This is a genomic window from Flavimarina sp. Hel_I_48 (genome assembly GCF_000733945.1).
GTDB lineage: Bacteria > Bacteroidota > Bacteroidia > Flavobacteriales > Flavobacteriaceae > Leeuwenhoekiella.
This window is the reverse complement of the sequence record NZ_JPOL01000002.1, coordinates 968,036-979,816: the sequence shown is the minus strand read 5'-3', so window position 1 is coordinate 979,816 and position 11,781 is coordinate 968,036. Positions and strand designations below refer to the sequence as shown.

The window sequence follows — 11,781 nt, the reverse complement described above, 5'->3', positions numbered from 1 at the left end:
TACGTTGGAATTGGGTTCCTCTTTACAATAATAGTCAAAATATCAGCACATTATATAATCCTGCGGGCCTCTATATAGGCTTTTTTCCAATATTTTTCTTCTAAGGAAGAGATAATGACCCCGCGCGAAGTAGTGGAATGAATAAAAACGATTTCTCCCGGTCTAATATCTACCACCAGACCTACATGATTGATCCTTTTGCTCCCATCAGTCCTAAAAAACAGCAGGTCGCCTATGTTGACTTCCCCTGTTTTTATACGGGTACCTTCCTGCGCCATATTGCGGCTTACCCGTGGCAATAGAATCTGTTCACTTTTAAACGCGGTATAGACCAGCCCGCTGCAATCCATGCCTTTTCTGGTAGTGCCGCCCCATTTGTAGTTCGTTCCCTGAAAGCTGAGGGCGTCATTGACGATATTTACCAGGCGTTTATCGCTTGGCACCTCATAGTATTTGGTCTCGCCACTTTTCCGTGCAGATTTAGTACTTCCGCAGGAAATCAGTAGAATACTTAGCGTTATGAAGTACAGAATTTTCCGCATGAATGTTTTATCGCTTTGTTATGGACTTGACAATTAGCGAAGCTGTATTTTTACTTGCGCCCACGCCGCCCAGTTTCTTTTCCAGATTGAAATAATCTTCAAAAAGCTGTTTACGTTTATCTTTTTGAAGGATTTTGGTCAGTTCCTGTTTAAGGTTTTTAGTATTCAATTCCGCCTGAATAAGTTCTTTTACCACCTCTCGATTCATAATAAGATTGACCAGGGATATATACTCCAGTTTGATCAGTCTTTTTGCGATCTCGTAAGATATTCTGCCGCCTTTATAACAAACCACTTCGGGTACTTTAAAAAGAGCGGTTTCCAGCGTTGCCGTACCGGAAGTTACCAGCGCCGCAGTAGCCATGCTCAGGATGTCATAGGTTTTGTTCATGACCAGATGCACTTGCTTTTTCTTTAAGTAGGGCGCGTAGAATTCCCTGTCCTGACTGGGCGCACCGGCAATGATGAACTGATAGTGCGGGAAGTCGTCGAGAACGCTCAACATGATTTTCATCATTTTCTCGATTTCCTGTTTTCGGCTACCAGGTAGCAGTGCGATGATGTCGCGATCATCCAGGTTATTGTCTTTTCTGAAGTTTTTCGGTACCGGTCTTTCCCTTCCGTAAATAGCATCAATAAGTGGATGGCCCACAAAATGAACTGGGAAATTGTGTTTCTTCTCGTAGAAATCTTTCTCAAAAGGGAGGATGACATACATCGCATCAATATCCCTTTTCACGGCTTTGATACGTTTTTCATCCCACGCCCATAACTGTGGCGAAATATAATACTGGTTGTTATACCCCTTTTTCCTGGCCCATTTTGCAATACGGAAATTAAAACCTGGATAATCGATGTAAATGATAACATCTGGATTAAAGTGGGATATATCTTTTTTACAGAAGGATAGGTTTTTAAAAATGGTGCGCAGGTTCATGACCACTTCCATAAAACCCATGAATGCCAGGTCACGATAATGTTTTACGAGTGTGCCGCCCACTTCCTGCATAAGGTCGCCGCCCCAGAATCTAATGTCTGCTTCAGCATCCTCTGCATATAATGCTTTCATCAGGTTTGATGCATGCAGGTCTCCGCTAGCCTCACCGGCAATCAGATAATATTTCATTACAGGAGGTTTTTAGCTGTTTTTGATCGGTTTTTGGCCATTTTTAGGTTATAATTCCCAGGAATTCAGCTCATTTATATAATGATGTGCGGTGAGGTCAAACTGAATGGGCACGACAGAAATATAACCGTTTTCCAAGGCCCATTCATCAGTGTCTTCACCTTTATCTTCATTTACAAACTTACCGGTCAACCAGTAATAGTCACGACCCTGTGGATTTTGACGTTTGTCAAAATCTTCCACCCATCGTGCCTTGGCCTGTCGGCAGATCTTAATTCCCTTAATCTCTTTTTCGCTCAATTTCGGAATATTTACGTTGAGTACAACGCCGGGCGCCATTCCATTTTTAAGGACGTGCTGCGCAATTGTTTTGATAAAACGCTTGCACGGTTCAAAATCTGCATCAAGGGAATAATCCAAAAGGGAAAAGCCTATAGCGGGAATCCCCTCGACGCCGGCTTCAACCGCCGCGCTCATGGTACCAGAATATATAACGTTAATCGAAGAGTTTGAGCCATGATTTATACCGCTTACGCACAGGTCTGGCGTGCGGGGAAGTATCTCCTGTTTGCCTATCTTAACACAATCTGCCGGAGTGCCAGAACAGCTGTACTCTTTATGGGCAACGTTTTTCTTCAGTTTTACAGGGTCACAATAAATAGTGTCGTTAATGGTTATAGCGTGGCCCATACCGCTCTGGGGGCTATCTGGCGCTACAACAATGACCTCGCCCAGTGTCTTCATCACTTCTATGAGAGCGCGTATTCCGGGTGCGGTAATGCCATCATCATTGGTCACTAAAATAAGGGGCTTTTTAACGGACATATAGGTTTTGTTTCTGCTGCTAAAATACTAAATTACCTCTCCTTAATTCCGTTTTTGGTTTAACAATAATTTTTCCGAAGCGCGGTTGATGGCACGGTTTTTAATACACATTGTTTGAAAAGATGAAAATGCGAAGAATTATGATCAAAAATGTTAAAGTACTAGTGTTGGCTTTACTACTTGGGGCTGCTTCTTGCAGTTTTACCACTAGTGATCCAGACCCTAAAAAAGATAAAGTCCTTATTCAGTTAATATCCTATGTGCTTGAGCGCGGTCACTATGATGCAAAAGCAATGGATGATGATTTTTCCAAGGCAGTTTACAAGGATTTCCTAACAAGTCTTGATCCGCTAAAAAGGTATTTTCTGCAAAGTGATATTGATGATTTTGCCAAATATGAAACTCAAATAGACGACCAGATCAAGAATGAAGAGTTCGTTTTTTTTGATTTGGCCTACAACCGTCTCATGAAGCGCATGGAAGATGCCAAAGGAATTTATACCTCCATTCTTGATACCCCTTTTGACTTTAGTGAGGCAGATTCCATAAATACGGATTACGATAAGATGGGTTACGCAACCAGCGAAAAGGAACTCAAGGAACGCTGGAAACAGCAACTTAAGTTCAACACTATTGGTTCTTATTTTGACAAAAAGGAGGACACTGAACGAGCACAATCATCAGCATTTAATGAGGAAGATTTTGATAATACCGAAGAAGGTGAGGTTGATTCAGCTGAAACTGTGGTAGCTTCGGCAAAAGATACGACCGCAACGGCAAAGACAGATACAGAACTTGAGCAAGCAGCGCGCGAGGATACAAAAATGGCCCTTGACGAGTATTTTGAATTTACAAATGAACTAGAGCGCAAGGATTATTTTACGGTTTATATCAATGCAATTGTAGAAGAATTTGACCCGCATACTTATTATTTTGCACCTACAGAAAAAGATCGTTTTGATATGCAGATGAGCGGTCAGTTTCAGGGAATTGGTGCTCGTTTACAGAAAAAAAGCAACGAGGTTCAGATTACCGAAATAATTTCAGGCGGCCCGGCCTGGCGTCAGGAGGAACTTGAAGAGGGCGATATTATCCTTAAGGTAAAACAGGCAGATGATGAAGTAGCGACAAGTATACTTGGTATGCGACTGGATGATGCGGTAGAACTTATAAAAGGCCCTAAAGGAACAGATGTAACCCTTAATGTAAGGAAAAAAGCAGATGGTTCTATCCAGAATATTACCATCACGCGCGATGTTGTTGAAATAGAAGAAACCTATGCAAAAACGGCCGTTGTAGAGAAGAATAACCGTCAGTTTGGAGTGATCAATCTTCCGAAGTTTTACTTTAACATGGAAAATACGCAACAGCGTAATGCAGCTACAGATATTGAGAAAGAAATCATGCGCCTTAAAGCACAAAATGCCGAAGGTATTATCATTGATCTACGTAACAATGGAGGTGGTTCCCTTTCTACGGTAGTTGACATTGCTGGTCTATTTATTAAAGAGGGCCCGGTGGTACAAGTGAAATCGAATGGGGAAGAACCTGAGATTTTAAAGGCCAAGAGTAAGGATATTCTTTGGGATGGTCCACTTGTGATTTTAGTAAATGAAATATCGGCTTCGGCTAGCGAAATTCTCGCGGCTGCTATGCAGGATTACAAAAGGGCTGTAATTATAGGTAGCAAGCAAACCTATGGTAAAGGTACCGTGCAGAATGTTTATGACCTGAACCGCTGGATACGTGAAAATGATTATGGCGATATGGGGGCTTTAAAACTTACCACGCAAAAATTTTATAGGATTAATGGTGGTTCTACCCAACTTGAAGGTGTTAAAAGTGATGTTGTGGTTCCAGATCGCTATAGTTATATTGATATAGGTGAGAAAGATATGGACAATCCTTTACCATGGGATAAAATAGCTGCAGCAGATTATAAGACGTGGGATGGTTATATTGATTATGATGAGACCATTAAGAACAGCAAAGCACGTATGGCCAAAAACTCTCAATTGCAACTGATAGATAAAAACGCCCAGTGGATCAAATCGAAGCAGGGCGATGTCGTATGGCCGCTCAACTACGAGGCTTATAAGTCTAAAATTTCAGAAAATGACAAAGAAGCTGAAAGTTTTGATGCTTTGACAAAATACAATTCCAATCTTAGTTATTCATCGCTTCCCTATGAGAGGGCCATGTTTAAACAAGATACCGTTTTGCAGGAAAAAAGAGAGCGTTGGCACAAGAGCCTCAATAAAGATGTTTATATGGAAGAGGCCATAAACGTACTTGAGGATCTTAAAGTAAATGCCATTAAACACGGTAAAGTTGCAGGGGTTAAACAATAATTAGTGTTTTAATTGTTTACCGGTAAGAATGGCAAAACAGGCAAATTCCTTAACGCAATTGGCGCTCCAGAAGTTCAAAAAGAATTTCTGGGGCGTCTTTAGTTTTATATTTATCGTTGCGGTAGGCCTGCTCGCGGTATTTGCTTATGTGCTTGCCCCAGACGATTCCCAGAATGCAAACCAGATGCATCTCTCCATTCATTCAAAAAAGCCTGGCTTTACCGTGAGTATGCTCAGGGTGCCAGGGGATACGATAGAACAGAGTTGGCTGGGCCGGTACTTCACGGGTATAAAAGATACCGGAACTGAAATTCCCATTAGTGATTTTACGCTGCATGGCAATAGCGTCGAGTACACACCCTATGTTGAAAATGGAGGTGAAACGCTAACCAAAACGATTGATCTTTCATTTTTTGATCCCAATGTGGTAACCTTAAAAACGCTATTTGCTCAGGAATACGTTAAGGAACATACATTTATTTTGGGTACAGATAAATACGGCCGCGATTTGCTTAGTCGCATGCTTATAGGGGCGCGTATTTCCTTTAGTATAGGTTTTGTGGCCGTTATAATTTCCCTTTTGATAGGTATATCTTTAGGTGCCCTGGGCGGTTATTATGGCGGGCGTGTAGATGCTGCCATTATGTGGCTTATCAACGTTACCTGGTCTATTCCCACACTTTTACTTGTCATTGCGATTACCCTAGCGCTGGGAAAAGGTTTTTGGCAGGTTTTTATAGCCGTGGGGCTTACCATGTGGGTAGAAGTCGCGCGTGTTGTGCGCGGGCAGGTTATAAGCGTAAAACAGATGCAGTACGTCACCGCGGCACGTGCTTTAGGGTACAAGGATTACCGCATTGTCACTCGGCATATTTTACCGAATATTATGGCACCCGTAATCGTCATTTCGGCAGCTAATTTTGCCGGTGCCATATTGATAGAAAGCGGCCTCAGTTTTTTGGGAATAGGGGCACAGCCGCCCGTTCCCAGTTGGGGAGCAATGATAAAAGATCATTATTCCTACATCATTCTTGGTAAGGCCTACCTGGCCATAATTCCTGGACTTGCAATTATGTTGCTCGTTATGGCATTTATGCTCATGGGAAATGCGCTTCGTGATGCCCTTGATGTAAAAAGTGCCTGATTTTAACTCATATTCACCCATAAATGGTCGTTTTTTGGCCTTTTCGGAATGAAATTTCACTCTTTTTAATATGAACCGAAAGTTTATTTACCCTATAATCCTTTTTATTGCAATAGCCCTTATTTATTGGGCAGAACAGTCAATAAATACCTCTGATAAGGAAAAAAATGTACAATCAAATAGGCAAAGTGGACTGGTTGCTGATATCTCTTTGTTGCCCACATCAACGACCGGTCAAATTGTTTACCATAACTATTATACACTTTCGTATAGTGAACCTGATGAGCAGGCAGAGTGGGTAGCTTATGCATTGACAAAAGCACAACTAACGGGCAAAAGTTATGAGCGGCCTTATTTTGAAATTGATCCAGATGTTTCTACCGGTGCGGCAGACTGGCGCAATTATAGGGGTTCTGGATATGACAGAGGGCATTTATGCCCCGCTGGCGACCGCAAGTTTGACAAGCAGGCCTATCTAGAAACCTTTTTGACGAGTAATATTTCGCCGCAGCGGCATCCTTTCAATAGCGGTATCTGGAACCGTCTGGAACAAAAAGTGCGCTATTGGGCAGATAAATATGATGGCGTGTATATCGTAACCGGAGGAATTCTCAAAGATAAATCCTTGAGCATAGGAGAGGAAGAAGTTACCGTGCCCTCACATTTTTATAAAATCCTTTTGGATCAAAGGGGAGAAGAGTATACCATGATCGCTTTTCTCTTCCCTCACGAGAAGTCAGACAAGGGGTTGCAGGAATTTGTCGTATCAGTTGATGAAGTCGAGGAGCTTACCGGGATTGATTTTTTTCCAAAGTTAGAAGATTCCATAGAAAATAAACTGGAGGCTTCTTCAGATTATAAGAACTGGAGTTTTAGGTAAATTCAAGGATATCACAATTCAGGAACATCTTAGCAAGTATTTCCTAGTGAAGAGATTGTAGAAAACACAGCCAAATAGTTTTTAAAAAACCATTATATTCTAAGAGGAAGAATTTTATACGCTAAAAACCGTAGGTAGTAATAAAAGTAAGATTAAAAATTTTAACTTTTACGTATTCAACCTTCAACCTTCAACCTTCAACCTTCAACCTTCAACCTTCAACCTTCAACCTTCAACCTTCAACCTTCAACCTTCAACCTTCAACCTTCAACCTTCAACCTTCAACCTTCAACCTTCAACCTTCAACCTTCAACCTTAGCTTACCACTCATTAAGTCTGTTCCCATCAAGGCGTACAAAAATAAAAAGGAGAATGGTAAAGCCCCACAAGCCGGAACCACCATAACTGAAAAATGGAAGTGGTATTCCCACCGTGGGAAAAACACCCGTAACCATGCCTATATTGATTAAAAAGTGGATAAAAAGTATCCCTGCCACGCTGTAACCGTAAATTCTGCTGAATTGATTTTTCTGTTTTTCGGCCAGAAAGATGATGCGTGTCATAAGGGCCACAAATAAGAACACGACAAAAGTACTTCCCAGAAAACCCCATTCTTCCCCCACGGTACTAAAGATATAATCGGTATGCTGTTCTGGCACAAAATTTCCGGTCGTCTGCGTTCCTTTTAAAAACCCCCGTCCCGTCCAGCCACCGCTTCCTATGGCAATTTCAGACTGGCGGGTATTATAGCCTATGGCCTTAACATCGACTTCTTTCCCCAGTACCACATTAAACCGGTCACGGTGCCGCTGCTCAAAGACATTTTCAAAAATATAATTTACTGAAAACACGAGCGCCATACAGACCATAGGGAGAATAATAAATAGCCTTTTGCTAATTCTTTTCTTTCTTTTTACGAAAAACAGACCAATAGTAATTACCAGAATTGCCAAACAAACATATAAAGGCCCCAAGGCAAGTGTGGAAACAAAAAGGCTGATTATGGTCACGCCAATAATCAGATAAATCCCGGAAAGACCTTCTCGATATAACGGGAAAAAGAATGCCGCATACACGATCGCTGATCCTGGATCTGGTTGTGGAACTATAAAAACAGCGGGCAATGCAATTATAAGAAATGCTTTTAACTGATGCTGAAAGGATGCAACATCGGTCTGAATGTCACTCAGGTATTTGGCAAGGGCAAGTGCCGTTGCTGCTTTCGCGAATTCACTGGGCTGAATACTAAAACCGCCCAGGTCATACCAGCTTGTTGCTCCTGAGATTTCTTTACCAAAAACATAGAGGCCCAGCAACGAGAGCAGGGATCCTATATAAATTACACTGGAAAAACGCTCAAAGAATTTGGCATCAAGAAAGAGGATAAATACAATGAGCACAAAACTCAGTACAATCCACACAAATTGTTTTGTGTATAGGTTTGAAAAATCAAAACTCCCTGAAACCGCTTCAGGGTCCAGGGAGGCTGAGTATATGTTCATCCATCCTATGCTCACCAGGGCGAGAAACAGGATAATGAGTATCCAATCAAAGTTTCCCGTTGATCTTTTTGTCATCTTCTAAAAATTTCCCACTTATTTTTTTTCCATCATTGATAGGGAATGGTTTTCCACTTAATGGTTTTTCATATTCTTCTTTGAGGCTGTGAGTGAGTACCCAGTCTTCAAGATCTGTACGGGTAACCTCGCCTTTTAAATAACTTTCTGCCATAAGGCTTGCAATTTTACCGGCATAACGACCACCCCAATAGCCATTTTCCACAAAAACCGCTATGGCAATTTTAGGGTTATCCTTTGGTGCGAACGCGACAAATATGGAATGATCTGTCAGTTGCACCCTTTTGCCATCTATTTTGGCAAAATTTTCGGCTGTACCGGTTTTTCCACACATTTCAATATCTGGAATTTGCAAAGCTTCCGCCGTACCATAATTATAAACATCTGCCATTCCCTGAACCACAGGGTCAAAGTTTTCTGGATCTATTGTCGTATGGTGTTTTGTGCGGTATTCCTTAGGTATTTCTTCTTCAACGCCCTCTATGCTCTTGATGATATGTGGTGTATAGTACCAACCCCTATTTGCTATTGCAGCGGTAACATTTGCCAACTGCATGGGTGTGGTGAGTACTTCTCCCTGTCCTATGGAATTAGAGACTGTAGCGGTCGCATACCATTTATAGTTGGGATAATCGTAGGCTCTATTGTACAGCTCACTACCAGGGATTTTGCCTTTGCTTCCATTAGGCAGATCATATCCCATATAGTTGTTGAGTCCAAAACTTTCCAAATGCTTTTTCCAGGCATCTATTCCCTTTTGCGGAGTAGCATATTTTTCTATCACCCGTAGATACACGTTTCCAAAATAGGCATTGCAGGAATTTGCAATACCGGGAATCATACTCAACGGACTTTTATGATGGTGGCAACCTAATTTAGCACCCCGGGCGTAATAAAAGCCGCCATGACAGGCAAAACTTTCCTTTGTATCTACCACATTTTCCTGCAGTGCAATGAGTGCGTTTAAAGTTTTGAATGGAGATCCCGGAGGATATTCCCCTTTAAGTACGCGGTCAAAAAGTGGTTTTGCTATACTGTCCAAATAGAGGTCTGTAAAATTTTTAGAACGTTCACGCCCCACAAGGAGCGCCGGGTCATAGTTGGGCGCGGCGACCAAAGCAAGTATTTGACCTGTTGAAGGTTCAAGGGCAACAACGCCACCGCGCTTGTTGACCATAAGTTTCTCACCATATTTCTGAAGTTCAGAATCAATGGTAAGGTGTAAGTCTTTTCCTTTTTGTGGCAATGTATCAAGGCTACCTTTTTTATAGGAGCCAATATCCCGATTGAAACGGTCCTTTTGAAGGTATTTTACACCTTTTACCCCGCGAAGTGTTTTCTCATAAAACTCTTCTACACCTTGTCGTCCAATTAAGTCACCAGATTGATAATAGGCATTTCTCTTAATATCCCGGTTGTTCACTTCGGCAATATAGCCCAGAAAATTCGCGCCATATTCTATTTGATAATCCCTTAAAGAGCGCTTCTGAATATAAAAACCTTCGTATTTGCGCATTTTTTCCTGAAGGTACGCAAATTCAGATTTGGTAAGTTGCGGGATAATAACGGAAGGCAATCTGGGGGAATATACGCGCGCCTTGTCGAGACGTTCCATCAGTTTTTCCTTGTCCATTTTTAAAAGTCCGCAAAATTCCAGGGTATCAAATGCTTTTACTTCCCTGGGTATGACCATGACATCATAAGACGGCTGGTTGCTTACGAGTAGTTTGTTTTCACGGTCGTAAATGTGCCCTCGCTGCGGATAATCGTAAAGCCGTTTGATCGCATTGTTTTCAGATAAGCCCACAAATGAGTCATCGAGCACCTGCAAATAGAGCAGACGCCCGGTAAAAGCAAAACCAGAGAGTATGACAATTGTAAATAGAAGCAGTTTCCTCATTTGCGTTTAACGCTGAACAGGGTTATGAAAATCAAGCATAAAATCAGGGTGAATATACCACTGAATAACGTCTTTTTAAGTATATATAGTATATCAGAAACGTTAAAGGTCTCCAGTAAGAACAAGGTAAAATGGTGAATAAAAACCAAAATTATAATGTAAATAAAGCGCTCTGTAAACGAAATATTCGCAATGCGAATGGTGTTGTATTCATAAGCCACACCGAATACAGATCGCAGCACCCATGGTCTGGAGTAGGCCATGACTAAGCTTGCGGCAGCATGCATCCCACCGCTATTGCTAAACATATCAAGTGTTATGCCCAGTAAAAAGCTTAAGAGTATAAGCTGACCCTTATTATCACCTATAGGAAATAGGAGAATAAAAAGTACGTAGGGATACGGATTTATGAAGCCTAAAAAATTGACATGGTTGAAAATAAGTACCTGGGCAAGTATCAAAAAGATGAAGCGCAGGCTATTTCTTATAAAATCATTGTTCATCGCTGGTCTGCTCTTCTAGGATTTCAATTTCATTGCGATCCAGGTTTTTGATAATATACACATGGCCCAGATTGGTCATGTCATTGAATAATTTGATGTTTATATCGTAATAATTTTCACTGGCATCTAATTTAAAATTACTAACCGTACCTATTCCTATTCCTTCTGGAAAAATTGTGCTCATTCCGCCGGTAATGATCGTGTCTCCCTTTGCCACTGGTGCTTTTTCTTGTACATCAACAAGCTTTACGATATTTGAGTCTTTTCCGTCCCATTCTAAAATTCCAAAATGCCCACTCTTTTTGAGTTTTGCGTTGATCTGGGAATTACTGTTTAATATGCTGACCACGGTAGAAAATTTATTGGAGACCTGGTCAATAACGCCTACAATACCCTTACTGGTAATTACCCCTAAATCTTTGGTAATACTATCCCGCGTACCTGCTCGAAGGGTTATAAAATTATCACGCAGGGCATAGTTGTTATTGATCACGCGCGCCTTATAAAACTTATATGTTCCATCAAATCGTACGGTATCCTTTTTTACAAGTACCGTATCTATCGTATTGAACAGCTGTTGACGCAGCATCCTGTTCTCCTCGAGCAATTGTTCATTATAGGTTTTAAGGTTGAAATAGGTCGAAACATCACTAAGGGAAGTATAAATCCCGCCAGAAAGAAAATTCGCCGAGTTTACAAATTTGCTCCTATGATAAGAGTGGGACTGTATTGTAAAAAATAAGGATAGTAGCAGCAGTACCAGAAATAATAAAAAATTTCTGTACTTGATTAAAATATTGAGTATTTGCTGCATGGATCATTCAGAACTTATGGGATGGACGGTAGGTATCTATTTTCTGACTACAAGTATATCGTATTATGGATCCAGCCCAGTATAATTGTTTATTAGCAATCAAGGCCACATATTATGAG

General features: G+C 41.2%; 10 protein-coding genes. 3 read left to right on the top strand and 7 right to left on the bottom strand.

Annotated features, from left to right (window positions below; all coding sequences use genetic code 11):
- Positions 1-50 precede the first annotated feature (50 nt).
- The 3 genes from P162_RS04465 to surE are packed head-to-tail and all read right to left on the bottom strand — an operon-like array spanning position 51 to position 2,493.
- Positions 51-542: a C40 family peptidase gene (locus tag P162_RS04465; protein ID WP_031426034.1), complete on the bottom strand. Its 492-nt coding sequence runs from the start codon at positions 540-542 to the stop codon at positions 51-53.
- 7 nt (positions 543-549) lie between these two features.
- Positions 550-1,668: a lipid-A-disaccharide synthase gene (gene lpxB / locus P162_RS04460; protein ID WP_031426033.1), complete on the bottom strand. Its 1,119-nt coding sequence runs from the start codon at positions 1,666-1,668 to the stop codon at positions 550-552.
- A gap of 48 nt (positions 1,669-1,716) precedes the next feature.
- The gene (gene surE / locus P162_RS04455) at positions 1,717-2,493 is read right to left on the bottom strand and encodes a 5'/3'-nucleotidase SurE (protein WP_031426032.1); all 777 of its coding nucleotides are present in this window, start codon (positions 2,491-2,493) and stop codon (positions 1,717-1,719) included.
- A gap of 140 nt (positions 2,494-2,633) precedes the next feature.
- Between surE and P162_RS04450 the strand changes: the two genes are divergently transcribed.
- The 3 genes from P162_RS04450 to P162_RS04440 all read left to right on the top strand — a co-directional run bounded on the left by P162_RS04450 (position 2,634) and on the right by P162_RS04440 (position 6,868).
- A complete protein-coding gene (locus P162_RS04450) occupies positions 2,634-4,844 on the top strand; it encodes a carboxy terminal-processing peptidase (protein WP_031426031.1) in 2,211 nt (736 codons plus the stop codon).
- A 28-nt stretch (positions 4,845-4,872) separates the two neighbouring features.
- Positions 4,873-5,988, top strand: a complete 1,116-nt coding sequence (locus tag P162_RS04445; protein WP_031426030.1) for an ABC transporter permease — start codon at positions 4,873-4,875, stop codon at positions 5,986-5,988.
- A gap of 70 nt (positions 5,989-6,058) precedes the next feature.
- On the top strand, positions 6,059-6,868 hold the full coding sequence (locus P162_RS04440; protein ID WP_031426029.1) for a DNA/RNA non-specific endonuclease: 810 nt from the start codon (positions 6,059-6,061) through the stop codon (positions 6,866-6,868).
- Positions 6,869-7,188: 320 nt separating this feature from the next.
- Here P162_RS04440 and rodA read toward each other — a convergent pair whose 3' ends face one another.
- Genes rodA through mreC form a run of 4 tightly spaced genes read right to left on the bottom strand, consistent with a single transcriptional unit; the run spans position 7,189 to position 11,662 of the window.
- On the bottom strand, positions 7,189-8,445 hold the full coding sequence (rodA, locus tag P162_RS04430; RefSeq protein ID WP_031426028.1) for a rod shape-determining protein RodA: 1,257 nt from the start codon (positions 8,443-8,445) through the stop codon (positions 7,189-7,191).
- Positions 8,417-10,345 (bottom strand): penicillin-binding protein 2, encoded by a 1,929-nt coding sequence (gene mrdA, locus P162_RS04425; protein WP_051907775.1) that lies wholly within the window; start codon positions 10,343-10,345, stop codon positions 8,417-8,419. The genes rodA and mrdA overlap by 29 nt, the downstream gene beginning before the upstream one ends.
- Entirely contained in the window at positions 10,342-10,848 is a 507-nt protein-coding gene (locus P162_RS04420; protein ID WP_031426026.1) for a hypothetical protein, read from the bottom strand. The genes mrdA and P162_RS04420 overlap by 4 nt, the downstream gene beginning before the upstream one ends.
- Positions 10,838-11,662, bottom strand: coding sequence for a rod shape-determining protein MreC (gene mreC / locus P162_RS04415; RefSeq protein ID WP_031426025.1), 825 nt, complete (start codon positions 11,660-11,662; stop codon positions 10,838-10,840). Before mreC ends, P162_RS04420 begins: the two co-directional genes overlap by 11 nt.
- Positions 11,663-11,781: the final 119 nt, after the last annotated feature.

Coding starts and splice junctions, on each gene's coding strand:
- P162_RS04465 (WP_031426034.1), bottom strand. CDS start 542: ATGCGGAAAATTCTGTACTTCATAACGCTAAGTATTCTACTGATTTCC.
- lpxB (WP_031426033.1), bottom strand. CDS start 1,668: ATGAAATATTATCTGATTGCCGGTGAGGCTAGCGGAGACCTGCATGCA.
- surE (WP_031426032.1), bottom strand. CDS start 2,493: ATGTCCGTTAAAAAGCCCCTTATTTTAGTGACCAATGATGATGGCATT.
- P162_RS04450 (WP_031426031.1), top strand. CDS start 2,634: ATGATCAAAAATGTTAAAGTACTAGTGTTGGCTTTACTACTTGGGGCT.
- P162_RS04445 (WP_031426030.1), top strand. CDS start 4,873: ATGGCAAAACAGGCAAATTCCTTAACGCAATTGGCGCTCCAGAAGTTC.
- P162_RS04440 (WP_031426029.1), top strand. CDS start 6,059: ATGAACCGAAAGTTTATTTACCCTATAATCCTTTTTATTGCAATAGCC.
- rodA (WP_031426028.1), bottom strand. CDS start 8,445: ATGACAAAAAGATCAACGGGAAACTTTGATTGGATACTCATTATCCTG.
- mrdA (WP_051907775.1), bottom strand. CDS start 10,345: ATGAGGAAACTGCTTCTATTTACAATTGTCATACTCTCTGGTTTTGCT.
- P162_RS04420 (WP_031426026.1), bottom strand. CDS start 10,848: ATGAACAATGATTTTATAAGAAATAGCCTGCGCTTCATCTTTTTGATA.
- mreC (WP_031426025.1), bottom strand. CDS start 11,662: ATGCAGCAAATACTCAATATTTTAATCAAGTACAGAAATTTTTTATTA.